This is a genomic window from Haladaptatus sp. CMAA 1909 (assembly GCF_043952005.1).
Classification (GTDB): Archaea; Halobacteriota; Halobacteria; order Halobacteriales; family Haladaptataceae; genus Haladaptatus.
In genome coordinates, this window is the sequence record NZ_JBIOAV010000001.1 from 620,700 (window position 1) to 642,723 (window position 22,024).

The following is a 22,024-nucleotide window of genomic DNA, read 5'->3' on the forward strand; positions in this document are numbered from 1 at the left end:
GAAGGAGCGGGACTACCTTTGTTATGGTGGCCCTGAACCACTCCGATGAATCGGGTCAGATCGCGGTTCCGTCCGCCAGTTCCGCGAGTCCGTCGGTGAGCGGAACGTTCGGTTCGTATCCGAGCGCCGTTCTGGCCTTCGTTACGTCCGCCCTACTGTGTTCGATGTCGCCCGGCCTCGGGTCGGTGTGCACGATGTCCGAAGACGAATCGGTGACCGAGCGGACCGTCTCGGCGAGGTCCCGAATCGTGACGCTCTCGCCCGTTCCGACGTTGAACGCTTCGCCGGTTCGGTCTGTCGTGGCGGCGCGGCAGTTCGCCTGCACCACGTCGTCCACGTGAACGAAGTCGCGCGTTTGGGTGCCGTCGCCCTCGACGGTGATGTCCGCGCCTCGCTTCGCTTGGTCGAGAAACGTTCTGACGACCGCGCTGTACTCGGGGTTCTGGCGCGGGCCGTAGACGTTGAAGTACCGAAGCGTGACCGTCTCCAGCCCATAGAGGTCCGAAAAGCGGCGGGCGTACTGGTCGGCGGTCAGTTTGTCGATGCCGTACGGCGAAGTGGGTCGTTTGTGCTCGGCTTCGACGACCGGCACGGAGTCGGGATGGCCGTACACCGCAGCGCTGGAGGCGAGGACGACTCGTGCGTCCTCAAGCCGTGCTTGGTCGAGGACGACCAACGTGCCGCTTCCGGTGACGGCGTGGCTTCGAAGCGGGTGTTCGACCGACTCGGACACGCTGACCAGCGCGGCCTCGTGAAAGACGGTATCGACGTCGGTCATGGCTTCCTCGACGGCCTTCGGGTCGCGGACGTCGCCCTCGATGAGCGTCGCGTCCGCCGGGACGTTGCCGCGCTCGCCGGTGGAGAAATTGTCGAGGATTCGAACGTCGTTGTCACGGACGAGGGTTTCGGCGAGGTGACTGCCGACGAATCCCGCGCCACCCGTCACGAGAATCGTTCTGTCGCGGAGCGCCGGTTGCGACGTCGAAGTCGGCGTCTCCGTCATTCCATATACCCCAATCCGCGCAGTCGGTCCTCGACGTCGTCGAAGTCCGCCTCGACGGTATCCGACGACCCCGCCTCGCCGTAATCGCGCTGCGAGACGGCGCGACGACCCGGCTTCGACCGCGAATGGAAAATTTCCTTCAGAACGCGTCCGTCGGCGTCCGACGGGACCGCTTCGTCCAGCGCGTGGAGGAGCGTCGGGGCCACGTCCGCCACGGTGGCGTCGGTGGGCGTCGATTCGGCTTCGACGCTCGCCCCCCACGCGAAGAAGATGCCCTCGGGGCGATGGCTGGCGACTTTGCTCCCGCTGTCGGCGAACACGGAGCGCGTCAGCGACACCGCCGTCTCGTACTCGTCGTCGCCTTTCACCACGAGGTCCGGCGAGTAGGGGTCGGTCGGGAACAGTTCGTCGCCGTCGTGAACGTTCAAGGCCTCGTCCTCGGTTTCGGGGTCGGTCAGGCCCTCGAACAGGGTCCGGAGGTCGTCTTTGATGGCGGGGACGTCCTCCGGCTCGACGACGCCTGGGTCAAATCGCATGGTGTCGTTGATGTAGACGTTGCCCGACCCGTGGGCGAATGCGACCGTCTCGTCGAAATCGACGTCGTAGAGGTTGTGGTCTCCGGGTACCTGACTCGCAACCGAATCGACCAGTCGTCGAGGGAGGTGTTCGACGAGCGACTTCTCGTTGATGCCCAGTCGGGCGATAAGCCTCTCGATTCGGTCCTTCGTCAGTCCCATTTTGGTCAGCGTCCCTCGCGTGCCGTTGCCCCCCTTTCGCGTCAACAGGTTCTCGCGTTCGAGGAGGGTGTTGAGGAAGACGAAGCGCGAAATCGGGCCGAAGCCGTGGTCCGAGGTGACGAATAGCACCGCCTCGCGGGATTCGATGTACTCCATCACTTCGCCGAGGATGTCGTCCAGTTCGCGGTAGTGTTCGAGGAGGGCCTCGTCCTCCCAGATGAGGTGCTGGAGGCGGTCCGGCGCGGTGTAGACGAAAAAGAACAGTCGCCAGTCTTCCTCCATCAGTCGTCGCATCAGGGTCCGCCGCGCGTCGAGCAGTTTGGACAGTTCCTCACGGAACTCCTCGGGGCGGTCGCGGTACTCGTCCCACGACAACCCGATTCGATAGTCGGGAATGTCCCGAGCGATTTCGTCCGCGAGTTCGGGCGGTTGCGTGAATCCCTCGCCCATCTCCGGCGTCATCATTCCCGTGACCACCGACCCGTCGATGTCGCTCGCGGGATAGGTCATCGGAACGTTGCCGACGACGGCGGGCGAAATGATGTCCCACAGCTCCGGTCGCCGAACGTCCGCGCTGGTGTTCATCCGGTGCGTGTAGCCCTTTTCGAGGTGCTGAAATCCGTACAGACCGTGCTTGTCGGGCCAAACTCCCGTCGCAATGGTCGGCCACGCGAGTGGTGTCGCATCCGGTGTGGTACTCGTGAGCGGCCCGGCGGCCCCCTCTTCGAGCAACCGAGCGAAATTCGGTAGCTTTCCCTCTCCAGTCCATCGCCGAATCAAATCCCATGGGACGCCATCCAGTCCGAGGACGAACGCCCGCTCCGGGCTCGAAGTTTCCATCGACATAGTATCGTTGCCGGGGCAGAACGCCTGCCCGTGGCTCTACCCGTTCCAATACCGGGATTCGCTTTGTTATGGGCCGGTTTCGGTGATTCCGGCACGGTCTACTCGAAATTTTCCCCGCCGATTCGACGTGATGGCCGTGCGTGACCGTTCGGTGGATGCGAAACGGAGTGCTGTGAAAGGAGCTTCGAGCGGCGAGTGAAAGTACAGCGAAATCACATTCGAAAAACGCGCGTCTCGACGACCGGCCGACCGTTATCGCGGACCGATGGGTGTCCGTTTCGTCGCCGGGTCGGTACCGCGGATTTCACTCGCGATGTCCCCCATCGTTCGGACCTGAATTCGTGCCTCGTCACGATGTTCAGCGAGGTGTTCGAGGATGGTTCGTAGCCGCTCGAAATCACGCTCCTCCGTGAAGTTGTTCGGGTGCATCCAGAGGTGAAACACGCCCTCGTCCGCGTCGGCGGCGCGGTCGATCCCTCGCTTTGCGGATCGTGTGAGCGGGTCGTCCCACAGTCGCTCGGTGATGGTTCGAGCACGGCCTTCGTAGCCGAACAGGAACATCGAAGCGGGGATGTTCACCAGCCCGTACTCGTCGAGCTTGGGTTCTACGAGCGACGGGTTCGTCTTGCTCACGGTCAGGTCGATGAACTTCCCGAGCGAATCGAATCGCGATCCGTCGTACCAGAGTTCCGGCCGCTCACCGCGGTAACAGGTGAAACCGTAGGCGGCGAGCACGTCCCGATGTCCGATGTTGTTCCGCGGAAAGACGAACGACTGGAGGGTGTATCCCGCATCGTCTGCCACTTCCAACCCCGCTCGTGCTTCGGCGACGGCGACTTCACGGTCCGTCCCCTCGTCGCCGAACTCCACGTGGGAGAACGTATGACAGCCGAGTTCGTGGTTCGCGTCGGCATCGACGATGGCATCGATGAGTCCGTCGTTAAACCAGAGCGGGTGTTGTTTCCCGACGCCGCCCGGATCACGGTCGAACCAGTCGTCCCTCGGTCCCGGATGATTCGCGTGTGTGCCGTCGCACGATTCGAGGAAGAGATGCCCGACCACGGCCCACGTCGCGGGAACGTTGAACTCGTCGAACAGTGCGACGAGCCGCGACCAAGACGTTCGCGCACTCTCGACGTGTTCCGGTATCTCTTCGAGGTCGTGATATCCCCATGCGAGTTCAGCGTCAAGAGAGAGGACGACGGCGTTCATGTCCGGCAAAAATGCGGTCGGAAAGCGATTAAACCGCGCCGACCGTTCAGTTTCGTTCTGGTGGGTAAGCGACGATTACCCGGTCGCGTCATTCGACAGTCACGCTCTTCGCCAGATTGCGTGGTTTGTCGATGGGTCTGTCGAGGAGCTCGGCGGCGTGATACGACAGGAGTTGCAGTTGTACGTTGGCGAGAATTCCCGCCACGTCGGGGTGGGTGTCGGGAATCGTCAGCACGTCGTCCGCGTGCTGGACGACCGCCTCGTTCGCGTCGCTCGCGACCGCGATGACCGGTGCGCCGCGAGCCTCCACTTCCTTGACGTTGCTCAGCGTCTTTTCGTCGTGACGACCGTCGAACACCGCGATGACCGGCGTCGTCGGCGTCACCAGCGCAAGGGGGCCGTGTTTCAGCTCCCCGGACGCGAAGCCCTCGGCGTGTTCGTAGGAGATCTCCTTGAACTTGAGCGCCCCTTCCAGCGCGACGGGGAAGGCAGTCCCTCGGCCGATGAAGAAGTAGGCGTCGCTGTCGTGGTACCGTTTCGCGATACGATGAGCCTTCGTGAAGTCCAATATCTGCTGGACGTGGTCCGGCAAGTCGGCGAACGCGGACAGCACCGTCTCGATGTTCTCGCTTCGGTGGCCGGTCGTGTCCCGGACGATCCGCTCGCCGAGGAGGGACAGCGACGCGAGTTGCGAGGAGAACGTCTTCGTGGCGGCCACGCCGATTTCGGGACCGGCGCGGATGAAGAGCGCGTCGTCGCACTCCCGTGCGGCGGTCGACCCGATGACGTTCGTCACCGCGAGGGTCCGTGCCCCACCCGCGTTCGCTCGCCGTAGAGCGGACAGTGTATCCGCCGTTTCACCGCTCTGTGTGACGCCGATGACGAGGGTATTCTCGTCCACCGGCGGCGGCGAGACGGCGTACTCGCTGGCGAGGAACGTCTGTGTCGGCACGCCACGACGTTCCATGAAATGGCTCCCGGCGAGCCCGGCGTGATAGGAGGTCCCGCAAGCGACGAACTGGACGCGCCGAACCTCTTCGAACGTTCCCGCAGGGAAATCTTCGAGGGAGACGTCTCCGGTGATGTGTTGGACACGTCCGCGGAGCGTCTGGCGGAGCGCCGCCGGTTGCTCGTGAATCTCCTTGAGCATGTAGTGTTCGTAGCCGCCTTTCCCGGCGTCCTGCGGGTCCCAATCGACCGTCTGCGTCGGTCGTTCGATCGGTGTCCCATCGAGTTTCGTTATCTCGTGGTGCCCGGCTTCGATGACGACGACGTCCCCGTCGTCGAGGAATATCACCTCGTCGGTGAAATCCAAGAACGCGGGAACGTCGCTCGCGAGGAAGTACGTGCCTTCCTCGATGCCGAGGACTAACGGCGACCCCGACCGGGTCGCGTACACCGCGTCGCTTCCCTCGACCAGCATGGCGACGGCGTAACTACCGGAAAGCCGACGGACCGTCCGCCGGAACGCTTCTTCGGGCGTCGCTCCCCGGTCGAGATGTTCCTCGACGAGATGCGGAATGACCTCGGTGTCGGTGTCGCTTTCGAAGCGGTGACCCCGCTCCGAAAGCTCCGTTCGGAGCTCTTCGTAGTTCTCGATGATGCCGTTGTGAACGACGGCGACCTCCTCCGAACAGCCGGTATGGGGATGAGCGTTCGCGTCGGTCGGCGGGCCGTGCGTGCTCCAACGGGTGTGACCGATACCGAGTCCGCCCGCCGGCACTTCGTCGATCAACATATCCTTCAGGTGCGAAATCTGCCCTTCACGCTTGAAGACCGACGGGCCGCTGCCGTTTTTGACGGCTAGTCCTGCCGAGTCATAACCCCGATATTCGAGGTTTTCGAGGCCGACGAGCAACTCGTCCACGGCCTCTTCCGTTTCGCCGACTCGGGCGATGATGCCACACATCAGTCCACTACCTCCAAAGAGTTCTTGTCACTCATTGACGACGAAGCGATAGCTGATGGTTGTTCCGGTGGACGATACGACTTCGATAGGTTGTCCGTCTAGCGTTCGGGAATCTCATAGGTAACTCGCCTCCGATGTGTTCAGCACCCTCGGACGTCTCAGGTCTCGGGGTTGAACGGTAACTACGAATACCCGCTTTGCCTCTTTGTTATACGCCTACTGACAACGTCGAAGGATCGTCTTAGGGTTTGCCAAGACGGTCGTACCTCCGATCGATATTCTCGGGAGGAAAGTCGAACGCTCCGGCGATACGCTTCGAAGGAGGGTCGGAATCCGTCGTTACGATTTCACTACTTCCGGTCGACGAATCATGAAACTAACGTCGCTATCGCTCCGCCGATTATATCGAAGTACTATCATCTTCAAACGACGCACCCATCGGGGAAGCGATGACAAAATAACGGGGCGAACCGACCATCGAAACCGATGCAGTTGTCGAACCGTCGTTTCAGACGTTGATGGCCGACGGTTTTACCCAGATGACGAGGTCGTCGTCCTGTCGAACGACGCCGTGGACCGATTGGCTCTCGACCGACTCATCGACCTCGACGTCGTCCAAACTGACGACCTGATTCACTTCGTCGATGACCCAACCGATGCTCCGTTCGTCCTCCGTCTCGAATACGATAACGCGGTTCCCGGTTCCCGAATCGGTCAGTCCCAGGACCGTCTTCGGGTTGACGATCGTCGTCGTGGTTCCGCGGAGGTCCATGACCCCCTCGATGGACTCCTTCGTTCGCGGGATCCTCGTGACTTTTTTCACCTCGACGATGCTGTCCACCTGTTCGATGTCGATGGCACACAGATCCTCTCCGAGTCGGAACTCAACGACTTGGGTCTCCTCCGTCCCCGGCTCATGTTCCCGAACGCTCATAGTCAGTTACCGGATACATCGAACGGCGGAACATAAAACCCACTCCCCGCTATCACGGCGGATAATTCTACTCCGGGTCCGGCGGAAAGACGATACCGTTCGAGTCCCGCATCGCCATGAAAAGGTCGGCGATGCTGTCATCGGGAGAGAGGTCGTATGCTTCGAGAACGCCGCGAAAACAGCGTGGCGAGTAGCGCACACGGAGGTTCGATTCCATCATGAGGATACCGAGTACGTCCTCCACGGGCATCTCGGTCTCGACCTGCTGGGCGTACCACATGAGGAGGCTGTCGAAGACGGTGCCCACATCGTCCGAGAACGTCCGCTGATGGCTGATTTCGCCCTCCGATTTCGCCGCGATGTGAAAGCCGTATCGGGCGGCCACGTCGCCCAGGTCGTCTTCGAGCCAGTCGCGAACGTCCTCGGAGTCGAATCGAGGCTGAGACGTCTCGTCCTTCGGCGGTCGTTCGCTCGGGTGTTCCCGCGACGATGCCGAGTCGATAGCGGGTTGCGTCCGTGATGGGGACCGTTCCGGGGACGTTTGCGGCGACGATGCAGGTTCGTCGGTGGAAGCCGCATCGCCCGTCGTCACCGGCCCCGCGGTGTCTGGAACCGAGGGTTTTCCCGACGCGCCGATGACGAACCGCCCCTCGTCCAGCGCGACGACGTTCTCACGCTCCTCGATATCGAGTTCCTCGGGGGAGACGACCGTTCGACCCTCCGGATCCGATTCGTCCCGCGCTGGACTCATTGCCCACGCCTACCACGGCTCGTACCATAAAATCACCGGGAATTTACGTCGATGAGAACACGCCTCGAAGAAACGACCATTCCGCGGCAACCCCCGGATTTCGACAATTGTCGTGAGATAATTTTATTATCGTCGAATGTCTGGTCCAGCGTACCCACATGAGTATCGAAGCAACACCGCTCGCGCCGATGCCCGACGAACTGGACTCACCGCGCGCCAAACTGGTGTATCTCTCGCTTGCGACCACCGGCGGCGCGACACTGGACGAACTGCAGACGGGTCTCGACCTGCCGAAAATCACGCTGTACACCATCATCCGAACCCTCCGGGAACGCGGCCTCGTGAACCAGGAGGGGGAAGCGCTAACGCTCGCCGCCTGATCCGTCGCGTCGAACCTCGTTTCCGTTCTCTTCACGCCCACTTTCACTTTCACCCCGCTAGGCTCGCCTTTAGTATCCAACCGGACAATCCTTGTACATGAACGTCGAAATGAAAACCGAGGAGCAGACAGAACGGCCGTGGAAATCGGCGGACGTCTCCGGGTTGTCCGCCAGCGAAGTCGCGGCGTACGTCCGCACCTCGACCGAGGAGAGTGCCGTCCACTTCGAACGCAAGGGCGGACGGACCTTCGTCGTCATCGAGGAGAGTCCGTAACGCAGTTGGTCGCCGGATTCGAACTGGTTCCCATGCTCGAACCCGGCCAACCGGCACCACCGTTCGAACTGCCGAATCAGGACGGCGAACTCGTCTCGCTCGCCGACTTCGACAGCACCGTCGTCGTATACTTTTATCCTCGTGCGGACACGCCGGGATGCACCACCGAAGCCTGCGGCTTCCGCGATTCGTGGGACGAATTCGAGAACCGGAACGTTCCGGTCCTCGGCATCAGCGACGACCCGGTGGCCGACTTGACGAAATTCCGCGACGAGTACGACCTGCCGTTCGACCTCCTCAGCGACGAGTCCGGCGAGGTCGCGAGTGCGTACGACTCCTACGGCGAGAAGAACATGTTCGGAAACACCTTCGACGGCGTGTTTAGGAACACCGTCGTCGTCGGTCCCGACGGGACCGTCGAAGCCGTCTTCGAGGACGTTTCGCCGGACGGCCACGCGGACGAACTCCTCTCCGCGCTCGAATGACCTACCTCTCACACCCCGTCCGCGCCATGCGCGACGACCCGATGCCCGAGGAGTCGGCCGTGCTTCTCCTCCGACTCGGCGACGCGGACGTGGAAACGACCGCCGCCCGCGTCGAGGACCTCGGCGGCGAGGTGGACGCCGAACTCGAATTCGAGACGCTTCGCGTCGTCCTGCCGGAACCCGCCGTCGTAGACCTGTGTGAACTCGACGGACTGGAATCGATAGAAACGGACGCGACGATTCAAATGGGAGGCGACGCGGGTGAAGACGTGGAGTTAAACGACCCGTAAGCCATCTCAGCGAATCGAAACCGCGGTGCCAAACGCCTTGATGTTCATCATGCCGCCCTGTCCGCCGAGGGATTCGTCGGTGATGTCCACCGCGACGACCGCATCCGCACCGACCGATTTCGCCTCCGCTACCAACTCGTCGAGTGCCGTTTCCTGATCCTCTTCGAGGGTTTTCTCCCACGATTTGGAGCGCCCGCCGACGATGTCGCGGAGGCCGCCCGCGATGTCCTTTCCGATGTTTCGCCCGGGCGTCACGTCGGCGACGACCACGCCGTGATGGCGCGTGATTTCCCGTCCCGGAACCGTGTGACTCGTCGTGACCAGTACGTCCTCGTCGTCGTAGCTGAAAGCCGTCATTGAACGAATCGTTTCATCAGGGAGACATAACTCTGCTGATTAGCCCATCCGGACGGTTTCGGCTATCTCGCGGAGCGTTTCGTACTCCTCGCCGCTGTAGGCGATGAGCCGAACGTCTTCGAGCGACGCGGGGTCGAATCGCCGTATCTCCTCGCAGATGATTTTCCCGCCGTCCCGAAGGTCGAATCCGGCGACGCCACAGCCGAGGGCGGGGAGAACCACCGACGCCGCTCCGCGTTCGTCGGCCTCTCGGAGTGCGTTCCGAGTCGCCTCACGGACGCTCTCCGGGGTCGCTTTTCCGTCCCCGTAGTGCGGCATCGCCGCCGCGTGGACGACGAACTCGGCGTCGAGTTCGTAGGCGTCGGTGACGGCCACGGCGCCGAGTTCGACCGGCCCCTTTTCGACGGCTTCGTCGTGTATCGGTCCGTTCGCGCCACGCCGGAGTACGCCAGCGACGCCGCTTCCCATTCGAAGGCTGGTCCCCGCGGCGTTGACGAGCGCGTCCGCGCTCTGTGCCGCGATATCGCCGCGAATCACGGTGAATTCCATATCCACGCTACGCGGCTCTCGAAGGAAATTCTTGGGTCGCTCGGCTCACTCTTCGAGGTACGTTACTTCGACCATCAGGTCGGGATGGTCGGCGTTCGGATAGCGAAACGTCCACGCTCGGTCGAAGTCGATGCCTCGCCGATGGCCTTTCAACAGCAGGTCACCGAGTACGTCGCGGAAATCCTTGAGTACGGCTTTCTCCGGCGGTTTCGTCGGCTGCGGAGGGTTCACTATCTCCTCGGTTCCACCCTTTTCGAGATGGGTTATCTCTGCCATCAGGTCCGGTGTGTCGTCGGGATAGCGAAACGTCCACGCTCGGTCGAACCGGCGGTCGTTCTTGTACGCCGTGCTGAGCACCATCTTGAGCGTACTTCGGAACTCATCGGGCGCTGCCATCCAGAGGGGGACACTCTGGGTGCGGCTCATAAAAGTGAAGCAAGCGTGGAGACGGTATAAAACCGTCCGATAATTGGTCTGGTAGGAACGACGAGCAACAGTTCACAACCCGGGATTCGGCGTTAAGAGCCGGTTAATCCTGTCCGAGACGAGTCGTGTCTGGCTGTAAACAGTCGAAGCCAGTCTTCGTAAATACGAGCATAACCGCCGCCGAATTCGGCGTTATCAGCGGTTACGAGTCGATGAGTACTCGAACCAAATCGTCCTGATAGTCACGGGCGTCGCCGAGTCCCACGGTCACGTTCGACATGAGAATCGAGAACAGTACGTCCGGATCCGACGGACGCTCGATGACGCCCGAAAGCGCACGCGTTCCACGAACGGTCCCCGTCTTCGCGTGGACCGGAACGTCCACGTCCCGCAATCGGTACGCGAGCGTCCCCTCTCCGGGCGTCGGAAGCGACCCGATGAGCGTCTCCGACCACGGCTTCTTCTGGATCCATTCGAGCAGGGAAACCATGTCCGCCGCCGAGACGAGATTGAACTGCGAGAGCCCGGAACCGTCCCGGAAAACGGTCGCGGGCGAACCCAAACTCTCGAAGTAGGCGCCGGTTAGCTCCGTCCATGCGTCGAACGACCCGTCGTCGAGCGCGCGCCGGGCCGTCATCAACGCGAGTTGGTCGGCGTCGACGTTGTTCGAGTACAGCAGCATCGGGCCAATCGTTTCGCGGAGCGGTTCGGATTCGATACGTGTTTCGAACGCTGCCTCCCGCTCTGTCCGTTTCGTTTGGAGAACGGCGTCGCCTTTAACGGAGACACCAGCGTCTTCGAGGCGGTCCCTGAACACCGCCGCCGCGTGTTCGTCGGGGCGCATTACGGGTGCCAGTTCCGTCTCCTCGTATCCCGGCGGGAGTTCGCCGATGGCGTAGATGGTGCCGTTCACCCGGTCGAGGTAGGTGTAGAAGTAGCCGTCCGACCCGGCGGGCGCTTCCGAGAGGTGGGATTCGACGGTGACGAACTCCGAATCCGGTTCGACGGCGAGGTCGATGCCGCCCTCGGTTCGTTTGGCGGTGAGCGACACTTTGTTCCAGTGGAGTGCGAGCGTCGAACTCGGCGCGCCGTAGGAGTATTGGGGGTCCTCCCACGTCCACCCTTCCGGGTAGCCGGGACCGCGAACCGAAAACACGGGACCGTACCCGGAGGTGTCGAACGCCGTGATGTCGGCCACGAGGTCGCCGTGAACCGTTTTCACTCCTCTCTCCGCGACCTGCCCCGCCAACCGTTCGAGGTCGGCGGTGGACAACACGTCACCGGTGCCGCGCAACACGAGGTCACCGTGGAGTTGATTCCCGGTTATCGACCCGTCGCCGACGACGCTCGTTTCGAACCGTTCGTCCGGCCCCAGGTGTTCGAACGCCAGCGCGGTGGTGAGCAGTTTCGTGTTCGACGCCGGTTTGACGACCGTGTCCGCCTGACGGCTCGCGAGAACCTTGCCGTCCGCGCCGGCCTCCTTCGCGTATACGGAGACGATTCCGCCGGGGAACTTCTCGGATGCGCTCGCCAGTAACTTCTCGACGGCCGAGTTTCCCGACCGACACGACTGGTCCAATTCGTCGTGGTCTTTCCGCGATTCCGTCGCGAGTGCACCCTCGCCGAACAGCGTTCCGACGCCGGCCACGCCGGTCGCCCCGAGCATCGTTCTCCTGTTTAACTTCCACCTTTTATTTCCCATCTTAGCGTTGTATTTTTACCAACTAATCAAGTATACATCCCCTTTTGTGCTAGGGTTCTTTGTAAATTTCATGCGGCGTGACCGATCGGAACGTGTATCAAATCTGTAAGCGAGTGTTAAATGCACACGAATAGAATCCGATATTATGTATTTCGAATCACCGCTAGTTGGAAATATATGGGCTGTATTCCTATTCGCGCTATCGTTGTTTGCTGGAGCGGGAACCGTTCTACTCCTTGGTGGTCCACCGTTGCAGGCCATCGTAATGGGAATCGGTATCGGCATCGGCACCCTCATCGTGCACGTTTTTTACGCGCCAACGCTACAGAGTTGTTCGAACGGACAGTAGTGTGGAAGTATTTCCACTCGTCCTAATTGAGTATGGGGTTGGATGTCGCTCGTCGAATGGCGAAGTCAAAATGTCAAGCCAAGGGTGGGATTTGAACCCACGTATTCTCGATTACAAATCGAGTGCTTGAACCACCCAAGCTCCCTTGGCGCAACAGCCAGTTATCGCTACTCCTTTGAGTGGTTATCGCTTTCGTCCGATTTTTCCATCTCGATTCGATGTGGTTCGTATCCCCTGTTTTCGTACAGTCTGCGGGCGCTTTCGTTCCGCGCCAGCACTTCGAGAGACAGCACTTTGGCACCCCGTTCCCGAAGCGCCTCCTCCGCGGCGTCGAGGAGCGCCGACCCGATACCCTCGTTTCGGGAAGCGGGTTCGACGTAGATGTTTTGGATGACGCCGCGAGTGGTCGAGTGCTGGTAGATGCCCGTCTGGAGTTCGAACATCACGAACCCGACGATACCCTCGTCTCGGGCGACGAGGAGGTCGTTTTCGACGATGTGCCGCGCGACCGAATCCCGAACGGCGCTCCGGTTCTCCGCTGCGAGGAGGTGAGAACCGTGAGCGCGCTGGTCGCAGGCGAGTTCGACCCAGCGGTCCGCGATGTGGTCGATGTCGGCGCTCGTCGCCGCCTCGATGGCCACCATCTATCGGGAGAGCGCTTGCAACGCCGGGAGCTCCTCGCCGGTGAGCATCCGGAGGCACGCGCCTCCGCCGGTGCTGACGTGGTCAAACCCGTCGAGGCCGAACTTCCGAATCGCGGCGGCGGTATCCCCCCCGCCGACGATGCTGAACTCGGCGTTCGCGGCCGCGGTGTACAATTCGCGGGTACCGTCGGCGAACGTCTCGTCTTCGAACACGCCCGCCGGGCCGTTGAGGATGACCGTGCCGGAATCACGGAGGATGTCGGAGTAGGTCGCGATGGTGTCGCCACCGACGTCCATGGCGATTTCGTCCTCCCACGGGGGGAACTCCTCGCGGGCGAGTTCGACGCGATCACCGTCTCGCTCGACTGCGACGTCCTTCGGCAAGTGAATCCTGTCGCCGTACGTTTCGAGGAGGTCTGCGGCGTCGTCGATATAATCCCAGTAGCCTTGGTCGTGGATGAAATCCGCGCTCCCGTCGCCGATGTCCGCGCCGTCGGCGAACAGGAAGACGTTGCCGACGACACCGGCCGTCAGGACGTGGTCCGCGAGGTCGCGTTCCAAGACGTTCCTCGCGACCGCGATGGAATCGGAGACCTTCGCACCGCCGACCACGTACGTGCGTGGGCGCGGTGTCGCCTCGATATCGCCCAGCACGTCCACTTCGCGTTCCATGACGCGGCCCGCATAGCCGGGCAGTCGCGTCGGGAAGCCGACGAGGGAGGGCTGCGAGCGGTGGGCCGCCGCGAACGCGTCGTTGACGTAGGCATCGAGTTCGGGGACGAGATTGTCCACGAGGTGGGTTTCGGCGGCCTGCTCCGCCGGGAACTCCATGTACTCCTCGCTGTAGAAGCGGGTGTTTTCCAGGAGTACCGCTTCGCCTTCGTTGAGATTCGTCACGGCCCGACGCGCTTCGGCTGAGAACGTCGCATCGCAGTGAGAGACGGGGAAGGAGAGGAGTTCGTCCAACCGCGCCGCGTGCGGCGAGAGACTCGCGAAATCGTCGCTTCCGGGTCTGCCCTGGTGGGCGAGAATCGCGACCTTCCCGCCGCGCTCCAACAGTTCCGAAAGCGTGTCGACGTGGGCCAACAGCCGCGCATCATTGGCGAGGTCGCCGGATTCGGCCAACGGGCTGTTGATGTCAATGCGCACGCCGAGGGTCGTCCCTTGGACGGCGAGGTCGTCAAGGGTCTGTATGGGCATACGTGTGCCTGCAACACCGCCCGGCATATGTGTGTCGGTAAACAGGGGTGGAAATAAACACGTTTTCGAGTAAATAGCTGGTTCGTTTATTTCTCGACAGTTCCTCCTGGGGGTTATCAGTATGCCGCCGTTACTGAAATACGGCGGGCCGCTTCGTCGGAAAGGTTTAATACTCTGACCGGAACCGATTATCGTGTGGAGAGTTATCAATGGACGACGTAACTGAGACGTATTCACGTGGGCGCCGCCTCATCGTCGAACGACCGCTACTGGTGGTCGTCGGCCTGTTCGCGGCACTCCTTGTCTTCGATTTCATCAATCGCCTGCTAACCGGCGACTTGCTGGTTTCCGACGTTGGGTCACTCGTGTGGAACGGCCTCATGCGTGGACTTATCATCGGTCTTGCTGGAATCGGGCTTTCAATGACGTACAGTATTCTAAATTTTGCCAATTTCTCGCACGGGGACTACATCACGAGCGGTGCGTTCTCGGGATGGGCAGTCACCTACCTCATTGCGGGATTGGGTAGCAACAACATCGCCGGTCTGTTGTTGGTCGGTGCGGGCGGGACGGCGTACGCGAGCAGCCTCGGTATCACGATCACGACGACGCCGATAGCGGTCATCCTCGGACTGGTGTTCGCTGGTATATGCACGGTCGTGTTGGCTCTGCTCATCGACCGCATCGTGTACCGACCCATGCGGGACGCGGAGGGGATTTCCCTCCTCATCACGAGCATCGGCGTGGCGTTCGTGCTTCGCTATCTCGTCGTGTTCGTCTTCTCGGCGGAAAGCCGCGGGACGACCGCGTTGCAGAACATCCCCAAGTGGGATCTGCTGCTGTGGGACGGAACGGTTCGCGTGACGGCACACGATGTGACGCTCCTCGTCTGCACCGTCAGCTTGATGATCGGCGTTCACTTCCTGCTTCAGCGGACGAAACTCGGAAAGGCGATGCGCGCCATGGCGGACAACGAGGACCTCGCCCGCGTCACCGGTATCCCGACGGAACGCGTCATCCGCTGGACGTGGATAATCGGCGGCGGCCTGACCGGGATTGCGGGCTACCTGCTCGTGCTGTGGAAGGGAACCATCGTCTTCCAGTTCGGGTGGCTTCTCCTGCTGCCCATCTTCGCCGCGGTCATCCTCGGCGGCATCGGGTCGATTTACGGTGCCATCGTCGGCGGGTTGGTCATCGGACTGACGTGGAACCTCGCCATCATCTGGATTCCCAGTGACTTCGGCCGGGCCGCCGCGTTCGGCATGATGATCCTCATCCTGCTGTTCAAGCCGCAGGGGCTCTTTGCCGGGAGGACGACCGCATGAGTTCGCGCATCCCCGATTTCGACTTCAACGATACGCTGCTCATCCTCGGGGTGCTCCTCGCCGTTTACGTGGTGTACCTCGGGGCGGGGTCGCTCCTCGGCTACTCGCTTCGCGGCCAGTTGAACTCCCTCGCTCGCCTCACGTTCCTCATCGGTGTGTACGGGATGTTGGCGCTCGCGTTGAACCTCCACTGGGGATACACGGGGCTGTTCAACATCGGTATCGCGGGGTTCATGGCCGTCGGCCTGTATACGATGGCCATCCTCTCGAAACCCGCGGCGAGCGCGACTGCGGGTGCCGCGACCGTCTCGGGTCTCGGCCTTCCGCTGTGGGTCGGAATCCTCGGCGGAATGGCTGCGGCGGCGCTTCTCGGGTTGCTCGTCGCGCTTCCAGCGCTACGATTACGGGCCGACTATCTCGCGATCGTGACCATTGCAATGTCCGAAATCGTCCGATTCACCGTGACGTCGGACCAGTTCCAGGAGTTCACGGTGGCCGGAAAGACGCTCGGAACCGGCGGTGGCCGGGGTCTCCTGTTGAACTTCACTGACCCCCTTCAACCGCTCTTCGAAAGCGGGCCGTATACCGCGCTCGAAGGCGCACTCAACCCGATGTTCGGCGGGTCCATCGGCCCGGTTCTCGACTCGCTGACCTACGCCGTCATCCTGATGGGATTCGTGGCGGCGTTCTACTGGCTGTTGAAGCGGACCGGCGAATCGCCGTTCGGTCGCGTCCTCAAGGCCATCCGTGAGGACGAGGAAGTCGCGAACGCGCTCGGGAAGAACACCGACGTGTTCAAGATCAAGTCGTTCATGCTCGGCTGCGCGCTGATGGGGCTGGCGGGCATCCTCTGGCAGATGCGTCAGGGTGCCATCACGCCGACGTCGTTCAGACCGCAGGTGACGTTCTTCGTGTGGTTGGCGCTCATCATCGGCGGTGCGGGGTCGAACACCGGCAGCGTCCTCGGTGCGGCGGTGTTCGCCGGGGCGCTGTATCAGGGACCGCTCTACCTGAAGAACATCATCAGGGGGGGAATCGACATCGCGATACCGCAGTTCGGCCACCTCGTTTTCCACCCCCCGAGCGGTGCGCCGAACACGTTCGCGGGCGCACTCGGCCCGATATTCAGCGGCACGTTCGGACCGATGGTGGCCTACATCATCGGGAACATCAACGCACTCCAGTTGGTCATCATGGGAGGAGTTCTCATCTGGATAATGCACCACCGACCGGAGGGCGTCCTCGGCCATCGTAAGGAGGAGGCGGCGAGCATCCCGCTCACGCGTCCCGGCGGCGGGTCCAACGAGCCAGGATCGACGCCCGCGGCGGACGGGGGTGAGGAGCGATGACCGCGAGCGAGTCCGCGGAAACCGAAGGCCTCAATATCGGAAACGAGGTGGCAGATCAGAGTGAGACGCCGCTTCGCGTCGAAAACCTCCGGAAGACCTTTGGAGGTATCACGGCGGTCGACGGCGCGACGTTCTCCATCGAGCAGGGGTCGTTCACCGGCCTCATCGGTCCGAACGGGGCCGGGAAGTCCACGACGTTCAACCTCATCACGGGGGTTTATCAACCGGACAGCGGTTCGGTGTACTTCAACGACAGGGACGTCACGGGACTGCAACCGTTCGAAATCGCCGACCGTGGCATGGTCAGGACGTTCCAAATCGCCCGCGAACTCTCCGAGATGACCGTCTTGGAGAACATGATGCTCGCCCCGAAGGCACAACAGGGCGAACATCTTTGGCGGTCGGTGATGCCCGGAATGCGGGGGGACGTGTGTGACCAAGAGGAGGAAGTACTCGAACGCTCGTGGGAGATGCTCGAGTTCTTCGAAATCGACCACCTCGCGGGCGAGTACGCGGGCAACCTCTCCGGCGGCCAACGGAAACTGTTGGAGATGGCGCGGGCGCTCATGACAGACCCGCAGATGGTGCTGTTGGACGAACCGCTCGCGGGTGTGAACCCGTCGCTCGAAAAGAAACTGCTCAAACACGTCCACGAACTCCGTGAGCGTGGCTACACGTTCCTCCTCGTCGAACACGACATGGACGTCATCATGAACAACTGCGAACACGTCATCGTCATGCATCAAGGCAAAGTGCTGGCCGAAGGGAAGCCTGCGGCGATTCGGTCGAACGAACAGGTTATCGACGCCTACCTCGGGGAGGAGATCTGATGGCGCTTCTCGAAATCGACGGACTCGACGCGGGGTACGGCGAAGACCTACAGATCCTGAGCAACGTCGATATGCGCGTCGAGGACGGCGAATACGTCACCATCGTCGGCCCGAACGGGGCCGGGAAGTCGACCGTGATGAAGTCCGTCTTCGGGTTGACGACGTACATGGGCGGGACGATTACGTTCGACGGGACGGAGATTCAGGGGGACGCCCCCGAGGACATCATCCACCTCGGACTCGGATACGTCCCCCAGACGGACAACGTGTTCCCGACGCTTTCGGTGCAGGAGAACTTGGAGATGGGGGCGTACATTCTGGACGAAGTGCCGAAAGACGCCCTCAACGAGGTGTTCGAGCGGTTCCCGATCCTCGACGAACGCCGCGACCAGAAGGCGGGGACGATGTCCGGTGGACAACAGCAGATGCTCGCGATGGGTCGGGCGCTCATGTTGGACCCAGACCTGTTGATGCTGGACGAACCCAGCGCCGGACTCGCACCCGACCTCGTGGCGGAGATGTTCGACAAGGTGGACGAAATCAACGACAACGGGACGGCGATTCTGATGGTCGAACAGAACGCGAAGGAGGCGCTCCGACGCTGTGACCGCGGCTACGTCCTCGTGCAGGGCGGGAACCGCTTCATGGACAGCGGAGACGCGCTGCTCGCGGACGACGAGGTTCGACAGGAGTTCCTCGGCGGATAACTCCGTTCCGTTCTTTCGGTGCCACAATCCACAAGCACTAGCGACGCGTGTTCGGCCTATGACGCGTTCACGGTGGGTCGCTCCGGTGTTCGCGCTCGTGGCCGTGTCCGGTTTCCTCCTCGTTTTCGGGGTTCCCACGCCGGCGACGCCCGCCTTCGACGGGCATCCGACCCACCTCGATTCCTGCTCGGAGATAACCGAATCGGGTCGGTACGTCCTCACGGACGACATCGATTCGCGCTCCGAGTCGTGCATCCGAATCGAGGCCGATAACGTGATTCTCGACGGGGGAAATCACGTCGTGGACGGCCACGAGTTCCGGGAGAACACGACCGGCGTTTCGGTGACGGGGGAAAACGTCACGGTTCGGGATCTGACGGCACTCAATTGGACGTTCGGAGTGACGTACGACGGTGCCCGTGCGGGAACCGTACGGAACGTGACGACGTGGCAGACGGGGGACGGCGTGACGGTTTCCGACTCACCGAGGACGCGGGTCGAACGCGTAACCGCGACGAACGGTTTCACCGGCATCTTCGTACGCAACTCGGGCGGCAGTCGCGTTTCGAACAGCGTTACCCGCGATACGAGTTCGGTCGGGGTGTTCGTCGCGGATTCGGGGAACGTGACGGTGACGAACGCCTCGGTCGTGCGGAGCGAGACGGGCGTCGCGTTACTTGGAGAAGCGGGCAGTGAGATGTCCGATTCGGTCGTTCGCTCGACGGGCGAGGCCATCCTACTCGTCGACTCTCACGACGACGTGATACGGAACGCGACGCTCTCGAATCCCGGTGGAGAAGCGGTCGTGACGCGCTCGAACGCGAGCGACAACCGACTCGTCGATATGCACGGAAACTGGACGTACGAGGACGTGTCGGGGACGACCGCGAAAAATGAATCCGACGGACGCGTAGCTACCCGTTGAGCGCCTGTTGGATGACGGACGAGTACGACGATTCGCCCTTGTTGAACGCCACCTGTTTGGTGACGGTTCCGCTTTCGTCCTGCTTGAACTTCTTCGCGAACTGGTTCGACAACTGTTGCCCGTAGTCGTTGTTCACGTACAACGTCGCCGCGGTTTTCGCGCCGATACGTTCCCCGGCGACTTGTGCCATCACGCCGCCCTGCAGCAGGTCGCTCGGCGCGGTGCGGAAGATGTAGTCGTCGTCCTTCAAGTACGAGACCGTGATGGCCGTACTCGACGGCGAACAGCCGACGATCTGGTTCGGGATGAACACCTCGCTCGCGACCGGGATGTTGTTCCCGGAGGACGCCGGACTCGAGATGGCGGGATACCCCGCGTTGACGAGCGCGTTCGCCCCGCTAAGTGACGCCTGCCGGTCGGTCTGCGTGTCCTCGACCTGCGTTTCGACCTGCAAGTCCACGTTCCCCTCGTTCACCTGTTGAATCGGAATCCTCGACGCTTGAATCATCGGCGTCCCGACCGATGCGAGGTCGCCGGTCTGCGGAAGCAGGATACCGACCCTGATAGTTCGGCCCAATCCGCCGGGCGCGCTGTTCGCCTCGGGGCCGCCCGCGTTACTCTGGAACTGTCGCGTGTTGACGACTCTGATTCCGTCTTCGGTCTGCGGTGCGAACTTCCAGACGTCGTAGGCCGCGGAGGCGGGGCCGCCGCGCTTGTCGAAGTTCGTCGTACTCGATGCGCCCTGATAGTTGATGTCGTCGCCGTTCGCGGCGGCTTTCACGGCGTCCACGAAGTTCTGTGGCCCGAACTCCTTGCCGGGAGGATTTGCCACGCGGCGCATCTGGTCGCGAATCTTCTGTCCGTCGTTCGCCCCCACCGCCGCGTTGGCGAGGATGAGGATGGCGACCGAATCGTACGATTGTGACGTGAACACGCCCGGCGGCGCGTTGTAGCGGTCGCGGAATAGTTTCGTGAATGCCTGTTTGTTCGGTCCGGCGGCGGCGGGAACCGTTCCCGTGACGTTCTGCATGTCGCTCCCGACCTGTTTCGGCAGGTCGGGTGACTGTAACCCGTCCGGGACAAGGACGGGAATGTCCCCCCGCTCGCATAGAGGTCGCGGAACAGTTGAATCCCGCTCTCCGGGTAGCCGATGATGGTGAGCATGTCCGGCCCACCCTCCTGTTGGAGGGTACCCATCAACCCCACAGTACTCGCCGCACCTGCCGCTCGGAGGTAGGTGCGGCGGTCGATTTTTTGACTCATACCCGGTGGAACCCTCACCGTTCCGAGGCAAAAATGTATCTTAAACTATCATTATATATCGTAGTCAGTTCATCGACTGACGAGAGATACACTAGCACACGCAGGAACTGACGTATTCCTCGATAAAAAGCCGAACGGAGGGACGGCTACTCAGTTCGAACTTATCGCTTTGTTAATGACGGACGTGTACGAAGACTCGCCCTTGTTGAACGACACCTTTTGGAATATCTCACCGCTGTAGTCACCGGTGAAGGTATTCGAGAACTTTTCGGACAGCTGCTGTCCGTAGCTGTTGTTCACGTACAGCGTCGAGGCCGTCTTGCCGTTGAGTCGCTCGGAGGCGACCTGCGCCATGACTTGGCCCTGTAGCAAGTCGCTCGGTGCGGTGCGGAACACGAAGTCGTCGTCTTTCAAGTTCGTCACGGTAAGCGCCGTGCTGGACGGTGAACAGCCGACGATTCCCTGCTTGATGTACACCTGCTGGCTGACCGGGATGTTGTTCCCGGATGAGGCCGGGCCACAGATGGCCGGGTAGCCGGCGCTGACGAGCGCGTTCGCGCCGCTCAGTGACGCCGTTTTGGTGGTCTGCGTATCCTCCACCTGTGCGTCGATGCTGATGTTGATTCCAGCGTCGTTGACCTGTTTGACCGGGATCCTCGCCGCCTTTATCATCAGGCTTCCGACCGAACCGAGGTCACCCGTTTCGGGCAGCAGGATACCGACTTTCGCCGTTCGGTCCTTTCCACCGGGGGAGCTGTCCGCCATCTCTCCGCCCGGATCTCCCTCGAAGTCGATGGTGTCCAACGTCTTGATTCCGCTATCGGTGCTCGAATCGAACTTCCAGACGTCGTAGGCCGCGGACGCCGGGTCGCCCATCTTGTCGAAGTCCACGACGCTCGACGCACCCTGATAGTTGATGTCCTCGCCGCGCGAGGCGGCCTTGACCGCCTCGACGAAGTCCTCCGGGCCGTATTTCTGCCCGCCGGGGTTGGCGACGCGGCGCATCTGGTCGCGAATCTTCGTTCCGTCGTTTGCCCCCGCCGCCACGTTGGCGAGGATGAGGACGGCAACTGCGTCGTAGGAGTGGGAGTTGAACACACCCGGCTCCTGATCGTACTCGTCCTTGAACATCTCCGTGAACGCCTTCTGGTTCGGTCCGGAAGCCGCCGGTGCGGTTCCGGTGACGTTCGCCATCTCGTTGCTGACCTCCTTGGGCAGCGTCGCATCACGCAGACCGTCGGGAACGATTATCTTCTGTTCCCCGTCCGTACTCTTGTAGTAGTCTCGGAACAACTGAATTCCGCTTTCGGGGTACCCGATAACGTTGATGACGTCGGGACCGCCGCTCATGTTGCCGTTACCATCACCGCCATCATCGGTGCCGTCACCACCGCCGTCACCGCTACCGTCGCCGGTGTCGCTCGTCTCGTTGTCGTTACCAGCACCGCCACCGCCAATACAGCCCGCAAGCCCGGCGATTCCGGTTGCACCCAGGCCCTTCAACACGTCCCGTCGTTCGATATCATATCGCATGGACAGCGTTGGATATCGACCCTACCGTTATAAATCTACCTTTC

22 protein-coding genes, 1 tRNA gene and 1 pseudogene are annotated in these 22,024 nt (G+C 61.8%); 9 read left to right on the forward strand and 15 right to left on the reverse strand.

The genetic code is table 11. The features are described from left to right. Window positions 1–55 precede the first annotated feature (55 nt). The 6 genes from ACGYLY_RS03390 to ACGYLY_RS03415 form a co-directional block, all read right to left on the reverse strand. The gene (locus ACGYLY_RS03390) at window positions 56–1,003 is read right to left on the reverse strand and encodes an NAD-dependent epimerase/dehydratase family protein (protein ID WP_395282976.1); all 948 of its coding nucleotides are present in this window, start codon (window positions 1,001–1,003) and stop codon (window positions 56–58) included. Further along, entirely contained in the window at window positions 1,000–2,586 is a 1,587-nt protein-coding gene (locus ACGYLY_RS03395; protein ID WP_395282975.1) for an alkaline phosphatase family protein, read from the reverse strand. Before ACGYLY_RS03395 ends, ACGYLY_RS03390 begins: the two co-directional genes overlap by 4 nt. 252 nt (window positions 2,587–2,838) lie before the next feature. Further along, the gene (locus ACGYLY_RS03400) at window positions 2,839–3,798 is read right to left on the reverse strand and encodes a polysaccharide deacetylase (protein ID WP_395282974.1); all 960 of its coding nucleotides are present in this window, start codon (window positions 3,796–3,798) and stop codon (window positions 2,839–2,841) included. A gap of 88 nt (window positions 3,799–3,886) precedes the next feature. Next, window positions 3,887–5,707 carry a glutamine--fructose-6-phosphate transaminase (isomerizing) gene (glmS, locus tag ACGYLY_RS03405; RefSeq protein WP_395282973.1) on the reverse strand — a complete coding sequence of 607 codons (1,821 nt, stop codon included), beginning with the start codon at window positions 5,705–5,707 and terminating at the stop codon, window positions 3,887–3,889. 508 nt (window positions 5,708–6,215) lie between these two features. Continuing rightward, complete coding sequence (locus tag ACGYLY_RS03410) at window positions 6,216–6,641, reverse strand: chemotaxis protein CheW (protein ID WP_395282972.1); 426 nt, start codon at window positions 6,639–6,641, stop codon at window positions 6,216–6,218. 67 nt (window positions 6,642–6,708) lie between these two features. Continuing rightward, window positions 6,709–7,392 (reverse strand): hypothetical protein, encoded by a 684-nt coding sequence (locus ACGYLY_RS03415; RefSeq protein ID WP_395282971.1) that lies wholly within the window; start codon window positions 7,390–7,392, stop codon window positions 6,709–6,711. Window positions 7,393–7,550: 158 nt separating this feature from the next. Here ACGYLY_RS03415 and ACGYLY_RS03420 point away from each other — a divergent pair, with 158 nt between their 5' ends. The 4 genes from ACGYLY_RS03420 to ACGYLY_RS03435 all read left to right on the forward strand — a co-directional run bounded on the left by ACGYLY_RS03420 (window position 7,551) and on the right by ACGYLY_RS03435 (window position 8,821). Continuing rightward, window positions 7,551–7,772: a helix-turn-helix domain-containing protein gene (locus ACGYLY_RS03420; RefSeq protein WP_231182796.1), complete on the forward strand. Its 222-nt coding sequence runs from the start codon at window positions 7,551–7,553 to the stop codon at window positions 7,770–7,772. Window positions 7,773–7,869: 97 nt separating this feature from the next. Then, window positions 7,870–8,046: a hypothetical protein gene (locus ACGYLY_RS03425; RefSeq protein ID WP_231182797.1), complete on the forward strand. Its 177-nt coding sequence runs from the start codon at window positions 7,870–7,872 to the stop codon at window positions 8,044–8,046. Between the two features lie 32 nt (window positions 8,047–8,078). Continuing rightward, window positions 8,079–8,531, forward strand: a complete 453-nt coding sequence (gene bcp / locus ACGYLY_RS03430; protein WP_395282970.1) for a thioredoxin-dependent thiol peroxidase — start codon at window positions 8,079–8,081, stop codon at window positions 8,529–8,531. Next, on the forward strand, window positions 8,528–8,821 hold the full coding sequence (locus ACGYLY_RS03435) for a hypothetical protein (RefSeq protein WP_395282969.1): 294 nt from the start codon (window positions 8,528–8,530) through the stop codon (window positions 8,819–8,821). Before bcp ends, ACGYLY_RS03435 begins: the two co-directional genes overlap by 4 nt. A 6-nt stretch (window positions 8,822–8,827) precedes the next feature. On the opposite strand, the gene ACGYLY_RS03440 is transcribed toward ACGYLY_RS03435, so the two are convergent. The 7 genes from ACGYLY_RS03440 to ACGYLY_RS03470 all read right to left on the reverse strand — a co-directional run bounded on the left by ACGYLY_RS03440 (window position 8,828) and on the right by ACGYLY_RS03470 (window position 14,048). Continuing rightward, window positions 8,828–9,178 carry a YbjQ family protein gene (locus ACGYLY_RS03440; protein WP_395282968.1) on the reverse strand — a complete coding sequence of 117 codons (351 nt, stop codon included), beginning with the start codon at window positions 9,176–9,178 and terminating at the stop codon, window positions 8,828–8,830. Window positions 9,179–9,217: 39 nt separating this feature from the next. Then, window positions 9,218–9,727 carry a macro domain-containing protein gene (locus ACGYLY_RS03445; RefSeq protein ID WP_395282967.1) on the reverse strand — a complete coding sequence of 170 codons (510 nt, stop codon included), beginning with the start codon at window positions 9,725–9,727 and terminating at the stop codon, window positions 9,218–9,220. A 45-nt stretch (window positions 9,728–9,772) separates the two neighbouring features. Continuing rightward, window positions 9,773–10,123 (reverse strand): hypothetical protein, encoded by a 351-nt coding sequence (locus ACGYLY_RS03450; protein ID WP_395282966.1) that lies wholly within the window; start codon window positions 10,121–10,123, stop codon window positions 9,773–9,775. Window positions 10,124–10,355: 232 nt separating this feature from the next. Then, the gene (dacB, locus tag ACGYLY_RS03455) at window positions 10,356–11,819 is read right to left on the reverse strand and encodes a D-alanyl-D-alanine carboxypeptidase/D-alanyl-D-alanine-endopeptidase (protein ID WP_395282965.1); all 1,464 of its coding nucleotides are present in this window, start codon (window positions 11,817–11,819) and stop codon (window positions 10,356–10,358) included. A gap of 461 nt (window positions 11,820–12,280) precedes the next feature. Then, window positions 12,281–12,354, reverse strand: a tRNA-Thr gene (locus ACGYLY_RS03460). 17 nt (window positions 12,355–12,371) lie between these two features. Then, window positions 12,372–12,848 (reverse strand): GNAT family N-acetyltransferase, encoded by a 477-nt coding sequence (locus ACGYLY_RS03465; protein ID WP_395282964.1) that lies wholly within the window; start codon window positions 12,846–12,848, stop codon window positions 12,372–12,374. After that, window positions 12,849–14,048, reverse strand: coding sequence for a phosphoglycerate kinase (locus tag ACGYLY_RS03470; protein ID WP_395282963.1), 1,200 nt, complete (start codon window positions 14,046–14,048; stop codon window positions 12,849–12,851). It lies immediately after the preceding gene. Window positions 14,049–14,257: 209 nt separating this feature from the next. Here ACGYLY_RS03470 and ACGYLY_RS03475 point away from each other — a divergent pair, with 209 nt between their 5' ends. The 5 genes from ACGYLY_RS03475 to ACGYLY_RS03495 are packed head-to-tail and all read left to right on the forward strand — an operon-like array spanning window position 14,258 to window position 19,184. Continuing rightward, complete coding sequence (locus ACGYLY_RS03475; RefSeq protein WP_395282962.1) at window positions 14,258–15,373, forward strand: branched-chain amino acid ABC transporter permease; 1,116 nt, start codon at window positions 14,258–14,260, stop codon at window positions 15,371–15,373. Further along, on the forward strand, window positions 15,370–16,722 hold the full coding sequence (locus ACGYLY_RS03480) for a branched-chain amino acid ABC transporter permease (protein WP_395282961.1): 1,353 nt from the start codon (window positions 15,370–15,372) through the stop codon (window positions 16,720–16,722). The genes ACGYLY_RS03475 and ACGYLY_RS03480 overlap by 4 nt, the downstream gene beginning before the upstream one ends. Beyond that, a complete protein-coding gene (locus tag ACGYLY_RS03485) occupies window positions 16,719–17,552 on the forward strand; it encodes an ABC transporter ATP-binding protein (protein ID WP_395282960.1) in 834 nt (277 codons plus the stop codon). The genes ACGYLY_RS03480 and ACGYLY_RS03485 overlap by 4 nt, the downstream gene beginning before the upstream one ends. Next, window positions 17,552–18,259 carry an ABC transporter ATP-binding protein gene (locus ACGYLY_RS03490; RefSeq protein ID WP_395282959.1) on the forward strand — a complete coding sequence of 236 codons (708 nt, stop codon included), beginning with the start codon at window positions 17,552–17,554 and terminating at the stop codon, window positions 18,257–18,259. Before ACGYLY_RS03485 ends, ACGYLY_RS03490 begins: the two co-directional genes overlap by 1 nt. Before the next feature lie 58 nt (window positions 18,260–18,317). Then, window positions 18,318–19,184 carry a right-handed parallel beta-helix repeat-containing protein gene (locus ACGYLY_RS03495; RefSeq protein ID WP_395282958.1) on the forward strand — a complete coding sequence of 289 codons (867 nt, stop codon included), beginning with the start codon at window positions 18,318–18,320 and terminating at the stop codon, window positions 19,182–19,184. Here ACGYLY_RS03495 and ACGYLY_RS03500 read toward each other — a convergent pair. After that, window positions 19,174–20,447: pseudogene (locus tag ACGYLY_RS03500) on the reverse strand (ABC transporter substrate-binding protein). The gene ACGYLY_RS03495 and the pseudogene ACGYLY_RS03500 overlap by 11 nt on opposite strands. A gap of 150 nt (window positions 20,448–20,597) precedes the next feature. After that, window positions 20,598–21,980, reverse strand: a complete 1,383-nt coding sequence (locus ACGYLY_RS03505; RefSeq protein WP_395282957.1) for an ABC transporter substrate-binding protein — start codon at window positions 21,978–21,980, stop codon at window positions 20,598–20,600. Between the last annotated feature and the right edge of the window lie 44 nt (window positions 21,981–22,024).

Coding starts and splice junctions, on each gene's coding strand:
- ACGYLY_RS03390 (WP_395282976.1), bottom strand. CDS start 1,003: ATGACGGAGACGCCGACTTCGACGTCGCAACCGGCGCTCCGCGACAGA.
- ACGYLY_RS03395 (WP_395282975.1), bottom strand. CDS start 2,586: ATGTCGATGGAAACTTCGAGCCCGGAGCGGGCGTTCGTCCTCGGACTG.
- ACGYLY_RS03400 (WP_395282974.1), bottom strand. CDS start 3,798: ATGAACGCCGTCGTCCTCTCTCTTGACGCTGAACTCGCATGGGGATAT.
- glmS (WP_395282973.1), bottom strand. CDS start 5,707: ATGTGTGGCATCATCGCCCGAGTCGGCGAAACGGAAGAGGCCGTGGAC.
- ACGYLY_RS03410 (WP_395282972.1), bottom strand. CDS start 6,641: ATGAGCGTTCGGGAACATGAGCCGGGGACGGAGGAGACCCAAGTCGTT.
- ACGYLY_RS03415 (WP_395282971.1), bottom strand. CDS start 7,392: ATGAGTCCAGCGCGGGACGAATCGGATCCGGAGGGTCGAACGGTCGTC.
- ACGYLY_RS03420 (WP_231182796.1), top strand. CDS start 7,551: ATGAGTATCGAAGCAACACCGCTCGCGCCGATGCCCGACGAACTGGAC.
- ACGYLY_RS03425 (WP_231182797.1), top strand. CDS start 7,870: ATGAACGTCGAAATGAAAACCGAGGAGCAGACAGAACGGCCGTGGAAA.
- bcp (WP_395282970.1), top strand. CDS start 8,079: ATGCTCGAACCCGGCCAACCGGCACCACCGTTCGAACTGCCGAATCAG.
- ACGYLY_RS03435 (WP_395282969.1), top strand. CDS start 8,528: ATGACCTACCTCTCACACCCCGTCCGCGCCATGCGCGACGACCCGATG.
- ACGYLY_RS03440 (WP_395282968.1), bottom strand. CDS start 9,178: ATGACGGCTTTCAGCTACGACGACGAGGACGTACTGGTCACGACGAGT.
- ACGYLY_RS03445 (WP_395282967.1), bottom strand. CDS start 9,727: ATGGAATTCACCGTGATTCGCGGCGATATCGCGGCACAGAGCGCGGAC.
- ACGYLY_RS03450 (WP_395282966.1), bottom strand. CDS start 10,123: ATGGCAGCGCCCGATGAGTTCCGAAGTACGCTCAAGATGGTGCTCAGC.
- dacB (WP_395282965.1), bottom strand. CDS start 11,819: ATGCTCGGGGCGACCGGCGTGGCCGGCGTCGGAACGCTGTTCGGCGAG.
- ACGYLY_RS03465 (WP_395282964.1), bottom strand. CDS start 12,848: ATGGTGGCCATCGAGGCGGCGACGAGCGCCGACATCGACCACATCGCG.
- ACGYLY_RS03470 (WP_395282963.1), bottom strand. CDS start 14,048: ATGCCCATACAGACCCTTGACGACCTCGCCGTCCAAGGGACGACCCTC.
- ACGYLY_RS03475 (WP_395282962.1), top strand. CDS start 14,258: ATGGACGACGTAACTGAGACGTATTCACGTGGGCGCCGCCTCATCGTC.
- ACGYLY_RS03480 (WP_395282961.1), top strand. CDS start 15,370: ATGAGTTCGCGCATCCCCGATTTCGACTTCAACGATACGCTGCTCATC.
- ACGYLY_RS03485 (WP_395282960.1), top strand. CDS start 16,719: ATGACCGCGAGCGAGTCCGCGGAAACCGAAGGCCTCAATATCGGAAAC.
- ACGYLY_RS03490 (WP_395282959.1), top strand. CDS start 17,552: ATGGCGCTTCTCGAAATCGACGGACTCGACGCGGGGTACGGCGAAGAC.
- ACGYLY_RS03495 (WP_395282958.1), top strand. CDS start 18,318: ATGACGCGTTCACGGTGGGTCGCTCCGGTGTTCGCGCTCGTGGCCGTG.
- ACGYLY_RS03505 (WP_395282957.1), bottom strand. CDS start 21,980: ATGCGATATGATATCGAACGACGGGACGTGTTGAAGGGCCTGGGTGCA.